The sequence below is a fragment of the Type-C symbiont of Plautia stali genome (assembly GCF_059730935.1).
In genome coordinates this window covers 491,279-508,824 of the sequence record NZ_AP035923.1, presented here as the reverse complement: position 1 = coordinate 508,824, position 17,546 = coordinate 491,279, and the positions used below count along the sequence as shown (strand labels likewise).

Here is a 17,546-nt window from a genome sequence, read left to right as displayed (position 1 = left end):
ACCAGCCGTGATACGTTTTGCCATTGTGGGAACCAACTGGATCACCCGCCAGTTTATCGACGCCGCGCATGAGAGCGTCAAAATGAAACTGAGCGCCGTCTATTCACGCAGTCAGCAGCAGGCCGACGCCTTTGTCGCGGATTATCCCTGTCCGCTGACCTTTACCTCACTGGAGGCGCTGGCGGCAAGTGCGGAAATCGACGCGGTGTATATCGCCAGCCCCAATGCGCTGCACTGTGAGCAGGCGCTGCTGTTCATGTCGCACGGCAAACACGTCATCTGCGAAAAACCGCTGGCCTCTAACCTGCGTGAAGCTGAGGCGATGATTGCCTGTGCGCGTCAGCATCAGGTGGTGCTGTTTGAGGCGTTCAAAACCGCCAGTCTGCCGACGTTCCTGCGCCTGCAACAGGCGCTGCCGCAGCTGGGCACACTGCGCAAAGCGCTGTTCAACTACTGTCAGTACTCGTCACGCTATCAGCGCTATCTCGACGGTGAGAACCCGAATACCTTCAACCCGCGCTGGTCCAACGGTTCGATCATGGACATTGGCTACTACTGTCTCGCCGCTGCCGTTACCCTGTGGGGCGCGCCGCAGCAGGTGAAAGCTGAGGCCTCGCTGCTGGCAAGCGGCGTCGATGCACACGGCGTGGTAGTGCTGGACTACGGCGATTTCGACGTCACGCTGCTGCACTCAAAAGTCAGTGATTCACTGATTCCCAGCGAAATCCAGGGCGAAGCCGGCTCGCTGGTGATAGAGAAAATTTCCGAGTGCCAGCAGCTGCGCCTGATTCCGCGCGGCGGCGAGAGCCAGAACCTGACGCAGCCACAGCACATCAATACTATGCTGTATGAAGCAGAGACCTTTGCCCGGCTGGTGGAAACGCGCCAGGTTGAGCACCCTGCGCTGGAGGTGTCACGCATAACCGCCCGGTTGCTGACAGAGATTCGTCGCCAGACCGGCGTGGTGTTTCCGGCGGATCGGAAAGAAGTGTAAATATTGCAAAATATTACAGCTCACCCATTGAATCTGCTCGCGCTTGCACGTATGTTGGCCGCAGCAAAGGGGAGTAACTTGTAAGCTGACCGATCGTCATTACGATGCGTAGCGCATCCGGTCGTCAGGCAACCCGGAATTGATTCTGTGTTGTAAGTGAGACCTTGCCGGAAGGCGAGGTTTGCTTGCAGCTCTATAAAGCGGCTGACGTCTTCTGACTCAGCCGTTTTTTCATTTTCAGGACAGGATACGACTATGCACTCTGTAGGCACACCGTTACTCTGGGGCAGCTTCGCTGTCGTCGTGCTCATCATGCTGGCGATCGATCTCTTCTTACAGGGACGACGCGGCGCACAAACCATGTCATTCAAACAGGCTGCCGTCTGGTCGCTGGTATGGATCTCCGTTTCTCTGCTGTTTGCCGCCGCGTTCTGGTGGTATCTCGACGGCAGCGCCGGGCGCGAAGTCGCAACCGCGCAAACCCTCGCTTTCCTGACGGGTTACGTACTGGAAAAAGCGCTGGCGGTCGATAACGTCTTCGTCTGGCTGATGCTGTTCAGCTATTTCGCCATTCCGTCTAATCTTCAGCGCCGTGTGCTGATTTACGGCGTGCTCGGCGCGATTGTGCTGCGTACCATCATGATCTTTGCCGGCAGCTGGCTGGTCACACAGTTCAGCTGGATCCTCTACATCTTCGGCGCTTTCCTGCTGTTTACCGGCATCAAAATGGCCTTCGCTAAAGAGGGCGATGACGCTGCCGTCGGCGATAAGCCGGTGGTGCGCTGGCTGCGTAAGCATCTGCGCATGACCGATGAACTGCACGGCGAAAAGTTCTTCACCCGCAAAAACGGCGTGCTGTTTGCCACACCGCTGCTGCTGGTGCTGATTATGGTGGAGCTAAGCGATGTTATTTTCGCTGTCGACAGTATTCCGGCTATTTTTGCCGTCACTACCGACCCGTTCATCGTGCTGACCTCTAACCTGTTCGCCATCCTTGGCCTGCGCGCTATGTACTTCCTGCTGGCCAACGTGGCAGAGCGCTTCTCGATGCTGAAGTACGGTCTGGCGATCGTGCTGGTGTTTATCGGTATCAAGATGCTGATCGTCGAGTTCTACCACATTCCGGTGGCGATCTCGCTGACGGTGGTCGGCGTGATTCTCGGCGGTACGCTGCTGATTAACGCCTGGGTAAACCACAGAAACGACCAGAAAGGCATCTCACGATAATCTTCTGCAGGGGCGCTAATCGCCCCTGCTTTGTTTCGCCAGTGCCAACCTTCGCGTTTCATATCTCTGTCACACTTCCTGTCATCAGCAGATCAAAAAATCGATCTGGCGCGCACCGGCAGAATTATCTCTTTTCTCGCCAGGACTTTTCCTTATACTCCGCCGGGCAAACCGTTTGGCGCGGAGCAACCGCGCACAACACTCATACCGCGATAAAAAGACCGTAATATGCTAAATAATCTTCTTCGACCGCTGGGTGCGCTGTTCTCAGGAAGCCTGGTAAAACAAATCATGATCGGCCTGATTGCCGGCGTGGCGCTGGCGTGGCTTTCACGCGATGCCGCGCTGGCCGTCGGCCTGCTGGGTGAACTGTTCGTACGCGCGCTGAAAGCCGTGGCACCGCTGCTGGTACTGGTGCTGGTGATCTCTTCCATTGCCAACCATCAGCAGGGGCAAAAAACCAATATTCGCCCGATCATCATGCTGTACCTGCTCAGTACCTTCTTCGCGGCGGTGGTCGCGGTAATTTTCAGCCATCTGTTCCCGCAGACGCTGTCGATGGACGTCGGCGCGACCGAAATTACCCCGCCGTCCGGCATCACCGAAGTGCTGCACGGCCTGCTGATGAGCATGGTCGCCAATCCGATTGAAGCGCTGATGAACGCTAACTACATTGGCATTCTGGTGTGGGCGATTGGTCTTGGCCTGGCGTTTCGTCATGCCAGCCCAAGCAGCAAAGCCTTCCTGAATGACGCGTCGAATGCCGCGACCTGGGTGGTGCGCTGTGTGATTCGCTGTGCGCCGCTGGGCATTTTTGGCCTGGTGGCATCGATTCTGGCCTCAACCGGCTTCGGCGCGCTGTGGCAGTATGCTCACCTGCTGACGCTGCTGATTGGCTGCATGCTGATTATGGCGCTGGTGGTCAACCCGATGCTGGTGTTTCAGAAAATCCGCCGCAATCCTTATCCGCTGGTGTTTACCTGCCTGCGCGAAAGCGGCGTGACGGCGTTCTTTACCCGTAGCTCGGCCGCGAATATTCCGGTCAACATGGCGCTGGCCAAACGCCTGAATCTGGATGAAGACACCTATTCGGTATCGATTCCGCTAGGCGCGACCATCAGCATGGCGGGCGCGTCAATCACCATTACCGTACTGACGCTGGCTGCGGTGCACACGCTGGGCATTGCCGTGGACGTACCCACCGCTATTCTGCTGAGCCTTGTCGCCTCGCTGTGTGCCTGCGGTGCGTCCGGCGTGGCGGGCGGTTCGCTGCTGCTGATTCCGGTTGCCTGCAACATGTTTGGCATCCCTAATGATCTGGCGATGCAGGTGGTTGCGGTCGGTTTTATCATCGGCGTACTGCAGGATTCCGCCGAAACCGCACTGAACTCCTCAACCGACATTCTGTTTACCGCCGCCGTATGTCAGGCGGAAGCGGAACGTCAGCCGCGTACCGCCGGTTAACCCGTGTCGCGGCACGCTCCGGTGCCGCGCTTTAACCGCTGACGCATTAAAGCGTCACGCCACTTTTGAAAATCGCCAGCTCGCGGAAATCATTCGCTTCATTACGCGCCGGCTGGCCGTTCGCAATCGCCACAATAGTCTCAACAAACTCCGCCAGCAGCGTCTCCATGCTGGTGCCCTCCAGCAGTCGTCCGGCATTGAAATCAATCCAGTGCGGCTTTTTCTCCGCCAGCGGCGTGTTGGTGGCGATTTTCACGGTGGGCACGAAGCCGCCGTACGGCGTGCCGCGTCCGGTGGTAAACAGCACCATATGGCAGCCGGCTCCGGCCAGCGCGCTGGTGGCGACCGCATCGTTACCGGGCGCGCTGAGCAAATTGAGCCCCGGCGTGCGCAGCCGCTCACCGTATTTCAGCACATCCACCACCTGACTCTGCCCGGCTTTTTGCGTACAGCCCAGCGACTTCTCCTCCAGCGTGGTGATGCCGCCCGCCTTGTTGCCCGGCGATGGATTTTCATAAATCGGCTGCTGGTGATCGATAAAGTAGCGCTTGAAGTCGTTAATCATCGCCACCGTTTTGTCGAAAATCGCCGCATCACGGCAGCGGCTCATCAGGATGCGCTCGGCACCAAACATCTCCGGCACTTCGGTCAGCACCGTGGTGCCGCCGTTGGCGATCATCTGGTCAGAGAAACAGCCGAGTAGTGGATTGGCGGTGATGCCGGAAAAGCCGTCCGAGCCACCGCATTCGAGACCAAACTTCAGCTCGCTCAGTTTGCCCGGCTGGCGGCGGTCGTGACGCATCACGTTGTACAGCGCATGCAACCGCTGCAGGCCGGCTTCCACTTCATCATCCTGCTGCTGACACTCCATAAACTGCACGCGCTGGCTGTCAAAGTCGCCCAGCGTGTCGCGAAAGATATCGACCTGATTGTTTTCGCAGCCGAGTCCAATCACCAGCACCGCGCCGGCATTGGGATGACGCACCATATTTTGCAGCATGGTGCGGGTATTTTCGTGATCCTGCCCCAGCTGTGAACAGCCGAAGGGATGGCTGAACAGGTGCACGCCGTCGATGCCGGCCGCGTCGTCACTCTCCCGGAGAAAGCGTGACACAATCTGCCGGGCGATGCCGTTCACGCAGCCGACGGTCGGTAAAATCCACAGCTCGTTACGAATGCCAACCTCGCCCGTGGCGCGACGATAAATCTGCACCTCACGATCCGCCGCCTGCGGTGGCAGCGTGAGGTGTTCCGGCTGGTATACGTACTCGTCGACATCGCTCAGATTGGTGCGCGCGTTGCTGGAGTGAATCAGCTCGCCGACGGCGATCGGCTGAGTGGCATGGGCAATCGGCAACCCATATTTAATCACCTGCTCACCACTGTTGAGCGGTTGCAGCGCAAACTTGTGGCCGCGCCCGATATCCTGCTGCAGCGTAATCCGCTGTTCTGCGACGATAACCTGGGTGCCGGCCGCCAGATCCTGCAGCGCGACGGCGACGTTGTCGCGTGAATGTATTTTGATTGCCTGTTGCATCGCGTTATCTCAGTTGGCTAAGGGCCGTCCGCATGCCGTGGACGAGAATGTTGTTTAGCTGCTGGCTGACCGCCGGGACCAGGCCGGGCCGCTGGGTTAAATCTTCGCCCCAGTGCTGCGCGTCGCTCAGTACGTCGCTCACCAGCTGCTGCGGGGTGAGTTGATCGGTGAGAACCGCCGGCCACAACCGGGCAAAACGCTGCAGCCAGTGCGCGTCATCCTGCAGCGGCCACTGCCGGTCATCCTGCTGGCCGCGATAAAACGCCAGCAGCGCGGCAAAGGCAAAGATGAGGCGCGGCGGCCAGTCGCCACACTGCTGCTGCGCCTGCAACAGCGCCGGCAGCAGGCGCGTACGGAATTTGGTCATGCCGTTGAGCGCAATCGCCAGCAGCGCATGGTGAATAAACGGATTGCGAAAGCGGCGCTGCACCGCATCGGCAAAGGCGTGCAGCTCGGCGCGCGGCAAATCCAGCGTCGGGATCACCTCTTCGCGTAGCAGGGCGTCGACAAAAGCGGCCAGCTGCGCATCATTCATAGCCTCGCCCACGCTCGCCAGCCCGGCCTGAAACGCCACCGGCACCAGCGCAGTGTGCGCCCCGTTGAGGATCGCCACCTTCTGCGCTTTGTACGGCGTGATGTCATCCACCCGCCTGACGGCAGGCGCCAGCGCCGTCAGCTGCAGCTCGTGCATCAGCGCATCCGGTCCCTCAAGCACCAGCTGGTAATAGCGCTCCCCGGCCACCAGATAGCGGTCGTCATAGCCCAGTTGGGCTGCAATCTGTGCGCCATCCGGCGGATAGCCGCTGACAATACGATCCACCAGGGTGTTGTAAAAGGCGCAGTGCTGCGTCACCCACTGCGTAAAGGCCGCTGGCAGCTGCCACTGCTGGCAGTAACGCAGCACTAACGCGCGCAGCGTGTCGCCGTTATGGTCGATCAGCTCACACGGCACGATCAGCCAGCCTTTATCGGCGGCACCGGCAAAGTGCTGATAACGCGCCCACAAAAGCTGCGTCAGTTTGCCGGGAAACGACGACGCGGGTTGATCCTCCAGCCGATCCTGTTCGGCATACGCGATGCCGGCCTCGGTGGTGTTGGAGAACACAAAACGCATCTGCGGCGCGCGTGCCAGAGCCAGGAATTCATCGAACTGCTGATAAGGCTGGATTTCACGATTGAGGCTGCGGATCAGCCGGGTTTCGCTGAGCGGTTCCCCGGCGTCATTCAGCCCGCGCAGCAGCGTGGTGTAGAGGCCATCCTGCTGATTGAGCGTCTCCGTCTGCATCCGGTTGCGCGGTCGCACCACCACCACGCCGGCATCAGTGCCCTGATGTTCATTGAGCCAGTCGAGCTGCCAGTCGATAAAGGCACGTAAAAAGTTGCCTTCGCCGAACTGGATCACGCGTTCGCTATAGCGTGCGCCGGGGAAATCGCGGCGGTTGAGTCGCAACATGTCGCTTCCTTGAAGATGAAATCGGTCAGCTAATGCGCAAAAGTTATCATACCAATTTCAGCGACAGGGAGATTTGTTTGCCAACTGCGTCACATTATCCATCATTGCCATACGGCGAAAGCCGGCGTGCCTCTTATTTTCATCAACTTAAATATATGTATATTCTATCAATTAAACATCAAACCTGAGCAGGCGCGCAGGTTCTTAACTTGCCAGATGGTATAACAGCTTCAGCGCTTTGCGACATTGCAGGGTAAGTGGTATAACAACTTACCGTCTTTCACAGAACCGAAAAATCATGGACCTGAACGAATCCCGCCGCCTCTACCAGCAACTCGCCAGCGAACTCAAGCAGCGTATCGAAGCGGGCAGTTATGCCGTGGGGGCAAAGTTACCGGCAGAGCGGATGATTGCGGAGTCGCACCAGGTGAGCCGCACCGTGGTGCGGGAAGCAATCATCATGCTGGAGGTGGAAGGCTACGTCGAGGTGCGCAAAGGGTCCGGCATTCATGTGATCAGCGACCAGCCGCAACCGCGCGACAGCGCCGCCGATCAGCTGGAGTTTGCCAGCTATGGCCCCTTTGAACTGCTGCAGGCGCGCCAGTTGATTGAGAGCAATGTCGCCGAATTTGCCGCCACGCAGATCCGTCCACAGGACATCGTGGCGCTGCTGGCAATTCAGGAAAAAGCCCGGCAGGAAGATCACGCGCGCGATTCGACATGGGATATGGAGTTTCACGTGCGCATTGCCCAGGCCACCCAAAACAGCGCGCTGGCCGCCATCGTAGAGAAAATGTGGCGGCACCGGCTGCATAATCCTTACTGGCTCAAGCTGCACGAACACATTGACGCGCGCCATATCACCAGCTGGTGCGACGATCACGACCAGATTTTAAAAGCGCTGATGCGCAAAGATCCCGCCGCCAGCAAACTGGCGATGTGGCAGCATCTGGAAAATACTAAACAGATGTTGTTCGACGCCACCGCCGATGATTTCGAGTTCAACGTTGACCGCTACATGTTCGCAGAAAATCCGGTGATCCTGCCCTAAAGCCGTAATGGCTGAAACGCTGCATTTTCAGGCTAAAAAGTCAGTTAATCTGCAATAGTGTCAGCTCGTGTAAAGCTCCTTTTGACCATCTGCGTCAAAAGGTAAAACTCCTGTGCGACCGCGACTTTACACTGTCTGAATCCCGCGATTTTTGTTACAGTTATCGCCCTTTTCTTACCCTTTGCGACAGGGCTATAAAAAGTCGCTGATTTAACAATCAATTCTGGATGGATCCGGAAATCCTGCTCAGGTGGCATACCTAAAATGTATAACTTAACCCGCCTGCGCCTAAGCCCCTCACGGGCACGTTTAACAATGATGTTCAGGAATGATTGATGGATATTTTGCAAGCATTGCTGCATGCCCTGTGGCAGCAGGATTACGAAATGCTCTCCGACCCCACGCTGGTGTGGGCGATTTATGGCGTGTTGTTCATGATTCTGTTTCTCGAAAATGGCCTGCTGCCCGCCGCGTTTCTGCCCGGTGATAGTCTGCTGATTCTGGTCGGCGTACTGATCGCGAAAGGCACCATGAGCTTCCCGCTCACCCTGCTGGTGCTGACCACCGGCGCCAGCCTTGGCTGCTGGGTCAGTTACATTCAGGGCCGCTGGCTTGGCAATACGCCGACGGTGCAGAAATGGCTCTCCCATCTGCCCGCGCAGTATCATCAGCGCGCCCACAGTCTGTTCCACCGCCACGGTTTGTCTGCACTGCTGATTGGCCGCTTTATCGCGTTTGTCCGTACCCTGCTGCCGACCATTGCCGGCCTCTCTGGCCTGAGCAATGCCCGCTTCCAGTTCTTTAACTGGATGAGCGGCTTCCTGTGGGTGCTGATTCTTACCGTGCTCGGCTTTGCGCTGGGGAAAACACCTATTTTCCGCCGCTATGAAGATGAGCTGATGTTCTGCCTGATGCTGCTGCCGCTGGTGCTGCTGGTCATCGGTCTGGTGGGTTCACTGGTGGTGCTGTGGCGTAAACGTCAGGCGGGTCAGAACGGGAAGTCACAGTAATGACAGGGTTGCGTAATTTTCCCAGGCGTTTACTCCCCTGGCTGTGCGCTGGCGTGCTGGCGCTGCTGGCTATCGGCATTGTGCCCAAACTGATGCAGCATGAAACGGTGGTGAAGATCCGCGTGGCACACAGCGGCACCAATCTGCCGGACGGCTTTTATCTCTATCAGCAGCTTTCGGCGCAGGGCGTGCGGATTAAAAGTATTACCTCGGCAGGCGATGCGCTGGTCATTCATTTTGAGAATGAAGAGCAGAGCCTGGCGGCGCAGAAAGTACTGCGCCGCCTGCTGCCACAGGGCTTTGTCGTGGCGGCGGGTCCGCAGGCGTCACAGCAGGTGGTGGACGCTAATCGCCCCACCTATAGCTGATCCCCGCCGTCGGGTTCACCGCCCGGCGGCACCTCAATCCTCGCTATCCCCGCGTGTTTTTTGAATTTTTTCGTCTGCTGTCTATTCTTAAGTAAGCGCGAGCAGACGACAAGCTGGGATGCCCCTCCTGTCCGGTTTGCGACAGGTCGTCAACAATGGAAGGTAAAAACCTGATGAAACAACAACTACTGCTGGGTGCGATTCTTTTCTCTCTCTCGGGTTCACTGCTGGCAGCGGAATCGCTGTGTCAGCAAAAACAGCAGGATATTCAGCGCGAAATTGAGATGGCGAAACAGCACGACAACCAGCGCCGGGTCACCGGACTGGAACGCGCACTGACCGAAGTCCGCGCCAACTGCACTGACGAGAAACTGAAATCCGCCCACGCTGAACGCATTGAAGCTCAGCAGCATAAAGTGGCTGAGCGCGAGCGCGAACTGCAGCAGGATCGCCAGGAAGGCAAAGACCAGGAGAAGATCGGTAAGCGCGAACGGAAGCTGGAAGAGGCACGCCAGGAGCTGAAAAAGCTGCAGGCCGAGCCTTATTAATCGGACTTAAATAAATGATGTAATGGAGAACACCATGGCTAAAGACACCACATCTGAACATCTGCGTGCGGAACTGAAAAACCTTGCCGACACCCTGGAAGAAGTGCTGAGCAGCTCGGCTGATAAGTCGAAAAGCGAGCTGGATAAACTGCGTCACAAAGCACGCGGTGCCATTGAGAGTTCACGCGAGCGGCTGGGCGAATCCGGCGAACGCATCGCGCAGACCACGCGTGAAGCGGCGGAAAAAGCGGACGTCTACGTGCGTGAAAATCCGTGGCACGGCGTGGGTATCGGCGCAGCAGTCGGCGTGCTGATCGGCATCCTGATTTCACGTCGTTGATATGAGCGAGAATCAGAGCCACGGCCCAGGCAAAGGGGTCTTCAATGTAGGTCAGCGCGTGGTGACAACGCTGGTTGGCATGGTCGAGACACGCGTGCGGCTGGCCGTTGCCGAGCTGGAAGAGGAAAAGGCCAATCTGATCCAGATGCTGATCATGATAGGCCTGACCATGCTGTTTACCGCTTTCGGATTAATGAGCCTGATGGTGCTGATTATCTGGGCGGTGGATGCGCAGTACCGGCTGATGGCGATTGCCATCACTACCGGCGTGCTATTCGCGCTGGCGCTGATTTTTGGTTTATGGACGTTGCGTAAATCCCGGCAGTCCACGCTGTTGCGCCATACGCGCAAAGAGCTGGACACCGATCGCACCTTACTCGAGGAGCATCGCTCATGAGTCAGCGTGAACGTGAAGCACGCATTCATGAATTGCTTAATCAGGTACAGCAGCAGCGGCTGGATCTCAGCGCTGCGCGCCGCGACTGGCTGGAAAGCACCGCGCAGTACGATCGCGGCTGGCTGACGTTTCTCAGCCTGCGCCGCTATCTGGCGATTGGCAGCAGCGCGCTCGCCATCTGGTCGATCCGCAGCCCGAACCGTATCATGCGCTGGGCCAAACGCGGACTCGGCCTGTGGAGCACCTGGCGCATGATCAAATCGGCGATGCCGCCACGCTAACTTCCTCACCTTAAACCGGATCGAAAAGGTTCGGTTTTCCTCCTTCAGAATTCCTGAATAACATCGACAGTTTATCTCGCTTACAACTATTGCTGCGCGCGACTATCATCTCCCTCCATCAGCCCGACGAACTGTTTAACGCGGTTTAGCGGGAAAATAAACCGGCAGGCCAACAACCTGCGCCAAAAACCTTGTTGGAGTAAATGATGAAAAAATTCGAAGACTCATGCCTGCTGCTGGCACGCGTATTAATGACCATCCTGTTTATTACTGCCGGCTGGGGCAAAATCACCGCTTATGCGGGCACCGCACAGTACATGCAGGCGATGGGCGTGCCCGGCTTCCTGCTGCCGCTGGTGATTCTGCTGGAACTGGGCGGCGGCCTGGCGATTCTGTTCGGCTTCCTGACGCGCTTCACCGCGCTGTTCACCGCCGGCTTCACGCTGCTTACCGCGTTCCTGTTCCACAGCAACTTTGCGGAAGGCGTTAACCAGCTGATGTTCATGAAAAACCTGTCCATCGCCGGTGGTTTCCTGGTGCTAGGTCTGGTGGGTCCGGGCGCTTACAGCATTGACCGCCTGATTCGTCAGCGCTTTATGCCAGCAACCGCACGCTAAGCACACAAGCCGTGCAACAGCACATATACTGAATAGCAGGGGCGGGGATTTTCCTCGCCCCGTTTTTTTTATGGAGGGCTTATGGGACAACTGATTGACGGTGTCTGGCATGACACCTGGTACGATACGAAGTCAACCGGTGGCCGCTTCAAACGCACAGAAGCAGTCTGGCGTAACTGGATCACGGCAGACGGCAGCGCCGGGCCAACCGGGAAAGCCGGCTTTGCCGCCGAGCGCGATCGTTATCATTTATACGTTTCGCTGGCCTGCCCGTGGGCGCATCGCACCCTGCTGATGCGTCAGTTGAAGGGGTTAGAAGAGATGATTTCGGTGTCAGTGGTGCACCCGCTGATGCTGGAGAACGGCTGGACCTTCGACGATGATTTCCCCGCCGCGACCGGCGATTCGCTGTATCAGAACGAATTCCTTTATCAGCTCTATCTGCATGCCGATCCGCAGTACAGCGGGCGCGTGACCGTGCCGGTGCTGTGGGATAAAAAGCAGCACACTATTGTCAGTAATGAATCCGCCGATATCATCCGTATGTTCAACAGCGCCTTCGACGCGCAGGGCGCTCGCGCCGGCGATTACTACCCGCCCGAGTTGCGTGACAAGATCGACGAACTCAACGGCTGGATTTATGACACCGTCAATAACGGCGTCTACAAAAGTGGATTTGCCACATCACAGTCGGCCTATGATGAAGCCGTAACCGCGCTGTTCCATTCGCTGGCACGGCTGGAGCAGATTCTGGGTCAGCATCGCTATCTGACCGGCGATCGCCTCACCGAAGCCGATCTGCGCCTGTGGACCACGCTGGTGCGCTTTGACCCGGTCTACGTGACCCACTTTAAGTGCGATCGTCACCGCATCAGCGATTACCGTAACCTGAACGGCTTCCTGCGCGATATTTATCAGATGCCGGGCATTGCCGATACGGTGAACCTGCCGCACATCCGCCATCACTACTACTGCAGCCACAAGACCATCAATCCGAACGGCGTTATTTCGCTGGGACCGGCTTTTGACTGGGATGAGCCGCACGGCCGCGGTTAACGGCTGGCTTACGCATGCCTGCCCTTCTCTCCCACTATTGGGAAAGGAAGGCAGGCTGTATTGCGCTGCCTCAGGCAAATTTGATCAACACCATCCCGGCCAGCAGCAGCGCCACGCCCAGCCAGCCGCGGGTGTTCAGGCGTTGTCCGAACAGGATCCAGCCTGCCGCTACGGTAGCCACCAGACCGAAACCGCCCCACAAGGCGTAGGCCACCGAGAGATCGATCCCCTTCACTGCCTGCGACAGGGCACTGAATGCCGCCAGGACAGCCACCAGCGATACCACGCCATACAGCGGACGACGGAAGCCGTTGGCGTATTTCAGCGCGATGTTCGCCACAATTTCCAGCACGATGGCCAGCGCCAGCCAGGCCAGATGCACGACGTTAAGCGTGGTCATGACGCAGCTCCTTACGGCTGAATGTCCCCGCTTTGATCAGCGCGATACCCGCGATCAGCGTGATCAAACCCGCCGCCTTCATCACCGACAGCGCTTCGTCAAACAGCATCACGCTGAACAGGGTGATAAACAGAATACCGACGCCTTCCCACATGGCATAAGCCACGCCAAGGGCAATACGTTTAACGGCAAAGGTGAGGAAGATGTATGACAGGGCGATCATCAACAGCATAAAAATATAGCCGGCGCTGCCGCCATTGACGCTGGCCCATTTCATTGACACGGTGCCTGTAATTTCGGCAGCAATCGCTAACGCTAATAAAATCCAGTACAGCATGATTTCTCTCCTGTGAGAAATAAACGCCATCCACGCGCAAACAGCAGCGTGATAGCTGAAAAAGATAAAAAGCTAACAAGGAGAGAAAAAACTACAGCGCGAAGCGCCAGTGCCGATCGCTTAGTGAGCAGGAGAAAATGCAGGTGGGTGAAGAGGTTAATACGTAAAGTGTAACGAAATGGTTATCCATAATTTTACAACTTATCCACGTTGTTGCTTTTCCCGGTGTGGATGAAAATTGTCCTCAGTAGTTGAACACCCGCCTATTCTGGCACAGGAAAAAGAACATTTTTGCGGATTTGCGTTTCTTTACGCAGGGAAAGGGGAGTTTTGTGCGGTTTTATCTGGCTTCGTGCGGTTTTTTGCCCTCACCCTAACCCTCTCTCACGGGGAGAGGGAATAGTCTGCTGCGGTTTTCTGACCTCGTGCCACATGAGGGAATAGTCAGATGCGGTCTGGCAGGGCGAGCACTCAACTCGCCACACGCACAATCGGTCCCTTCTCCCGCTTGCGGGAGAAGGTTAGGATGAGGGACAGCACGCACCTTACCCCAAAAACAAAACGCCCGCAGATTCTCACCTGCGGGCGCTCATTAAAAAAGTCGAAACGGGCCGGTAAGCCGCGTTCTTTTCATAGAGAGAGGAGTGGACAGTCATTCATCTGCACGCACCACCTCCAAAAACAAAACGCCCGCAGATTCTCACCTGCGGGCGCTCATTAAAAAAGTCGAAACTGACCGATAAGCCGGGTTCTGTCGTGGACAGTCATTCATCTAGGCCAGCAATCGCTCACTGGCTCAAGCAGCCTACCCGGGTTCAGTACGGGCCGTACCATGTGAACCCCTATTTGGCCTTGCTCCGGGTGGAGTTTACCGTGCCACGGACTGTTGCCAGCCGCGCGGTGCGCTCTTACCGCACCCTTTCACCCTTACCTGATCCCATTACTGGGCCATCGGCGGTTTGCTCTCTGTTGCACTGGTCGTAGGCTTGCGCCCCCCAGGCGTTACCTGGCACCCTGCCCTATGGAGCCCGGACTTTCCTCCCCTCTGCCCGTCTCCCCCGAAAGGGACGACGACAAAGCGGCGACTGTCTGGTCAGCTTCGGCGCGGGATAATAGGCGATCCGCCCGCGTTTGTCACGCCTCTTGCTGCTCCAGCGCATACTTGTACAGGGCGTTTTTCTTAACCCCATGAATTTCCGCCGTCAGCGCTGCCGCCTTTTTCAGCGGCAGCTCAGCCTGCAGCAGCGCCAGCGTGCGCAGCGCCTCTGCCGGCAGCGTCTCTTCATCCGCTTTATGGCCTTCGACAATCAGCACCATCTCGCCCTTGCGGCGATTCTCATCCGCCTGCACCCATGCCAGCAATTCACCCACCGGCGCACCGTACAATGACTCCCAGGTTTTGGTCAGCTCACGTGCCAGCACCACGTAGCGCGTCGCGCCCCATACGCTGACCATATCCTGTAGCGTATCCAGCACGCGATGGGTCGATTCGTAGAAAATCAGCGTGCGCGGCTCATCACTCAGGGCACGCAGCGCATCGCAACGCCCTTTACTTTTGGCCGGCAGAAACCCTTCGTAACAGAAACGATCGGACGGTAATCCCGCCGCGCTCAATGCTGTGATCGCCGCGCAGGCACCGGGCAACGGCACTACGCGCACCCCGGCCTCGCGGCAACGACGCACCAGATGGTAGCCCGGATCGTTGATTAACGGCGTGCCCGCATCGGAAACCAGCGCAATGCTCTGGCCCTCCTGCAGCTTCGCTAACAGCACGTCGGCCTTCTGCTGTTCGTTATGGTCGTGAAGTGCGAACAGTCGCGCATTGATGGCGAAATGTTGTAGCAACAGCCCGGTATGACGTGTATCTTCCGCAGCGACCAGATCGACGCTCGCAAGCACCGTCAGCGCACGCTGCGTGATATCACCCAGGTTACCGATCGGGGTAGGAACGATATAGAGCGTGCTGGCAGAAATCTCTGCCCGATCGAGTTGTTTCATTGTTTCATCCGAATTGCCGATTTAATATTGAGCATCTTGAAAAAAACATCACTGGATACAGTATGCTTCCTTCGAAAGTCGTACGTCATAAAGCAGTACGCCTGGTCCCTGTTTTGCTCGCGGGCCTGATTCTGGCCGCCTGTAGCGGCCAGGGACCGCAGCAAACCTCAAGCGTAAACGTGCAGGGTCCTGCCACGGGCCGCTCTGACTATTATCTGCAGCAGGTGCAGCAAAGCAGCGATGATAGCAAGACCGACTGGCAATTACTTGCCATCCGTGCCCTGCTGAAGGAAGGAAAGTATCCGCAGGCGCAAAATCAGCTCGGCCAGCTGCCACAGCAGCTCTCTGACGTACAACAGCAGGAACTGCTGCTGCTGCGCGCCCAGCTGCAAATTGCCCAGCAGGATTTCAACGGTGCTCAGCAGCTGCTGGGACAGATAAAAGCCGCTGATCTGTCGCAGGATCAGCAGGTGCGCTACTACGCGCTGCAGATTGCCGCTGCGCAAAATCGTCCGTCGCTCGCGCTGCTGCGCGCCTATATTGCTCAGGAACCGCTGCTGAAAGGCGCCGATCACCAGAGCAATATTGACGCCACCTGGCAGGCGCTGACCCAGCTTACCCAGGATCAGCTCAACAGCGTGGTGATCAACGCCGACGAAAATACGCTGCAGGGCTGGCTCGACCTGCTGAATACCTGGCACGCCAACAGTCAGGATGCCCAGATGCTGAAAGCCGCCATTAGCGACTGGCAGACGCGCTATCCGCAAAACCCCGGCGCGAAAACTCTGCCGACCCAGCTCAGCCAGGTGCAGAACTTCACTAAAGCCTCGACCAGCACTATCGCGCTGCTGCTGCCGCTTAATGGTCAGGCGCAGGTGTTCGCCAGTGCCATCCAGAAAGGCTTCAACGATGCGAAAAACGGTGTGCTGACTGCGCCGGCAGCCCCTGCCGCACCGGCCAGCAGCGATGCCAGCGCCTCCACGCAGCAGCCCGCCAGCACGGCAACGCCAGCCAATGGCGATGCCAACGCGGTAGTCAGTCCGGCGGCCGCGGCCATCACGCCGTCAGACAGCGCACAGCCGCAGCAGCCCGCCGCACAGCCAGCCGTCGCGCAGCCTGCCAGCAGCGCCCAGGTGAAAGTGTATGACACCAGCAGCCAGCCGATTGCTCAGGTGATGCAGCAGGCGCAGCAGGATGGTGCCACCCTGGTGGTTGGTCCGCTGCTGAAAAATAACGTGGAACAGGTCGCCAACAGCCAGACACCGCTGAACGTGCTGGCGCTCAACGAACCAGAGCAGATCCAGAACCATCCGAATATTTGCTATTTTGCGCTTTCTCCTGAAGACGAAGCGCGCGATGCCGCGCACCATATCTGGGATCAGGGCAAACGCCAGCCGTTGCTGCTGATGCCGCGCAGCAGCTATGGCGACCGCGTGGGCAAAGCGTTTGCGCAGGAGTGGCAGAAGCTGGGCGGCGCAACCGTGCTGCAGCAGCGTTTCGGCGGCGTGGGCGAGCTGAAACAGGGCATCAACAGCGGCGCCGGTATTGCACTGAGCGGCACGCCGCTGACGGTACAGCCGGACCAGCCGCAGGGCGTGGCAGTCGCCGGTCTGACGATTCCGGCACCGCAGACCAGCGCTCCGGCACCTGAGAGCGCCAGCAGCAGCGGCAGCGTTGATGCGGTTTACATTATTGCCACTCAGGACGAACTGCAGCTGATCAAGCCGATGATTGCCATGCGCACCAGCAGCCGCAATAACATCGCCCTGTATGCCAGCTCGCGCAGTGCGCAGGCCGGTGCCGGTCCGGACTTCCGGCTGGAGATGGATGGCCTGCAGTTCAGCGATATTCCGCTGCTGTCCGGTGCCAATCCAGGCCTGATGCAGCAGGCGGCGCGCAGTTTTAACAACGACTATTCGCTGGTACGCCTCTACGCGATGGGCATTGATGCCTGGACGCTGGCGAACCAGTTTAACCAGATGCGTCAGGTACCGGGCTTCGCCATTGATGGCAACACCGGCAAGCTGAGCGCCGACACGGATTGCGTGATCAACAGGAAGTTGGCATGGAACCAGTATCGTCAGGGACAAATCGTTCCGGTGCAGTAAACCGCCAGCGCCTCGGCGCTGAGCAGGAGCAGCAGGCGCGTCGCTACCTTGAGCGCGCCGGACTGCAGTGGGAAGCCAGCAATGTGCGCTGCCGCAGCGGGGAAATCGACCTGATTATGCGCGACGCGGATTGCTGGGTGTTTGTTGAAGTGCGCTATCGGCGCGATGCACGTTTTGGCGGCGCGGCTGCCAGCGTGACGCGCCAGAAACAACAAAAGCTGCTGCGTGCCGCTGCGCTGTGGTTGCTGGCACGCGGCGGCAGTTTTGATACGGTGAATTGCCGTTTTGACATCATCGCCATCACCGGGCGCGAACTGGTGTGGCTGGCCGATGCCTTTCGTGCGGATGGATAGAACCAGG

General features: G+C 57.9%; 19 protein-coding genes and 1 other RNA gene. 14 read left to right on the top strand and 6 right to left on the bottom strand.

Features of this window, described 5'->3' with window-relative positions; genetic code table 11:
* Nucleotides 1-7: 7 nt before the first annotated feature.
* The 3 genes from AC6I7J_RS02455 (at nt 8) to sstT (ending at nt 3,685) form a co-directional block, all read left to right on the top strand.
* Entirely contained in the window at nt 8-994 is a 987-nt protein-coding gene (locus tag AC6I7J_RS02455; RefSeq protein ID WP_394521324.1) for a Gfo/Idh/MocA family protein, read from the top strand.
* Between the two features lie 255 nt (nt 995-1,249).
* Nucleotides 1,250-2,221: a TerC family protein gene (locus tag AC6I7J_RS02450; RefSeq protein ID WP_021509700.1), complete on the top strand. Its 972-nt coding sequence runs from the start codon at nt 1,250-1,252 to the stop codon at nt 2,219-2,221.
* Between the two features lie 228 nt (nt 2,222-2,449).
* Nucleotides 2,450-3,685, top strand: a complete 1,236-nt coding sequence (gene sstT / locus AC6I7J_RS02445) for a serine/threonine transporter SstT (protein ID WP_031280144.1) — start codon at nt 2,450-2,452, stop codon at nt 3,683-3,685.
* 46 nt (nt 3,686-3,731) lie between these two features.
* Here sstT and AC6I7J_RS02440 read toward each other — a convergent pair whose 3' ends face one another.
* Nucleotides 3,732-5,222 carry a UxaA family hydrolase gene (locus tag AC6I7J_RS02440; protein WP_498006657.1) on the bottom strand — a complete coding sequence of 497 codons (1,491 nt, stop codon included), beginning with the start codon at nt 5,220-5,222 and terminating at the stop codon, nt 3,732-3,734.
* A 4-nt stretch (nt 5,223-5,226) separates the two neighbouring features.
* Nucleotides 5,227-6,675, bottom strand: a complete 1,449-nt coding sequence (locus AC6I7J_RS02435) for a tagaturonate reductase (protein ID WP_498006655.1) — start codon at nt 6,673-6,675, stop codon at nt 5,227-5,229.
* Nucleotides 6,676-6,973: 298 nt separating this feature from the next.
* Here AC6I7J_RS02435 and exuR point away from each other — a divergent pair, with 298 nt between their 5' ends.
* The 9 genes from exuR (at nt 6,974) to AC6I7J_RS02390 (ending at nt 12,343) form a co-directional block, all read left to right on the top strand.
* Entirely contained in the window at nt 6,974-7,726 is a 753-nt protein-coding gene (gene exuR / locus AC6I7J_RS02430; protein WP_104188215.1) for a transcriptional regulator ExuR, read from the top strand.
* A gap of 335 nt (nt 7,727-8,061) precedes the next feature.
* Entirely contained in the window at nt 8,062-8,736 is a 675-nt protein-coding gene (locus AC6I7J_RS02425) for a DedA family protein (RefSeq protein ID WP_021509705.1), read from the top strand.
* The gene (gene mzrA / locus AC6I7J_RS02420; protein WP_031280145.1) at nt 8,736-9,104 is read left to right on the top strand and encodes an EnvZ/OmpR regulon moderator MzrA; all 369 of its coding nucleotides are present in this window, start codon (nt 8,736-8,738) and stop codon (nt 9,102-9,104) included. The genes AC6I7J_RS02425 and mzrA overlap by 1 nt, the downstream gene beginning before the upstream one ends.
* Nucleotides 9,105-9,277: 173 nt before the next feature.
* The gene (locus AC6I7J_RS02415; RefSeq protein WP_136546454.1) at nt 9,278-9,652 is read left to right on the top strand and encodes a DUF1090 domain-containing protein; all 375 of its coding nucleotides are present in this window, start codon (nt 9,278-9,280) and stop codon (nt 9,650-9,652) included.
* 34 nt (nt 9,653-9,686) lie between these two features.
* The gene (locus tag AC6I7J_RS02410) at nt 9,687-9,992 is read left to right on the top strand and encodes an ElaB/YgaM/YqjD family protein (RefSeq protein WP_021509708.1); all 306 of its coding nucleotides are present in this window, start codon (nt 9,687-9,689) and stop codon (nt 9,990-9,992) included.
* Between the two features lies 1 nt (nt 9,993).
* Entirely contained in the window at nt 9,994-10,389 is a 396-nt protein-coding gene (locus AC6I7J_RS02405) for a phage holin family protein (protein WP_021312955.1), read from the top strand.
* Complete coding sequence (locus AC6I7J_RS02400; protein WP_010618800.1) at nt 10,386-10,670, top strand: YqjK-like family protein; 285 nt, start codon at nt 10,386-10,388, stop codon at nt 10,668-10,670. Before AC6I7J_RS02405 ends, AC6I7J_RS02400 begins: the two co-directional genes overlap by 4 nt.
* A gap of 206 nt (nt 10,671-10,876) precedes the next feature.
* Nucleotides 10,877-11,287 carry a DoxX family protein gene (locus tag AC6I7J_RS02395; RefSeq protein ID WP_349844510.1) on the top strand — a complete coding sequence of 137 codons (411 nt, stop codon included), beginning with the start codon at nt 10,877-10,879 and terminating at the stop codon, nt 11,285-11,287.
* Between the two features lie 81 nt (nt 11,288-11,368).
* On the top strand, nt 11,369-12,343 hold the full coding sequence (locus AC6I7J_RS02390) for a glutathione S-transferase family protein (RefSeq protein ID WP_021509710.1): 975 nt from the start codon (nt 11,369-11,371) through the stop codon (nt 12,341-12,343).
* Nucleotides 12,344-12,413: 70 nt separating this feature from the next.
* On the opposite strand, the gene mdtI is transcribed toward AC6I7J_RS02390, so the two are convergent.
* The 4 genes from mdtI to rsmI form a co-directional block, all read right to left on the bottom strand.
* Nucleotides 12,414-12,743 (bottom strand): multidrug/spermidine efflux SMR transporter subunit MdtI, encoded by a 330-nt coding sequence (mdtI, locus tag AC6I7J_RS02385; RefSeq protein WP_021509711.1) that lies wholly within the window; start codon nt 12,741-12,743, stop codon nt 12,414-12,416.
* Nucleotides 12,730-13,080, bottom strand: coding sequence for a multidrug/spermidine efflux SMR transporter subunit MdtJ (mdtJ, locus tag AC6I7J_RS02380; RefSeq protein WP_058759849.1), 351 nt, complete (start codon nt 13,078-13,080; stop codon nt 12,730-12,732). The genes mdtI and mdtJ overlap by 14 nt, the downstream gene beginning before the upstream one ends.
* A gap of 724 nt (nt 13,081-13,804) precedes the next feature.
* Nucleotides 13,805-14,181: RNase P RNA component class A (gene rnpB / locus AC6I7J_RS02375), an RNA gene on the bottom strand.
* A gap of 33 nt (nt 14,182-14,214) precedes the next feature.
* A complete protein-coding gene (gene rsmI / locus AC6I7J_RS02370; RefSeq protein WP_127834631.1) occupies nt 14,215-15,078 on the bottom strand; it encodes a 16S rRNA (cytidine(1402)-2'-O)-methyltransferase in 864 nt (287 codons plus the stop codon).
* A 62-nt stretch (nt 15,079-15,140) separates the two neighbouring features.
* Between rsmI and AC6I7J_RS02365 the strand changes: the two genes are divergently transcribed.
* Nucleotides 15,141-17,186 (top strand): penicillin-binding protein activator, encoded by a 2,046-nt coding sequence (locus AC6I7J_RS02365; protein ID WP_498006652.1) that lies wholly within the window; start codon nt 15,141-15,143, stop codon nt 17,184-17,186.
* On the top strand, nt 17,144-17,539 hold the full coding sequence (locus AC6I7J_RS02360; RefSeq protein WP_166712146.1) for a YraN family protein: 396 nt from the start codon (nt 17,144-17,146) through the stop codon (nt 17,537-17,539). Before AC6I7J_RS02365 ends, AC6I7J_RS02360 begins: the two co-directional genes overlap by 43 nt.
* Nucleotides 17,540-17,546 lie beyond the last annotated feature (7 nt).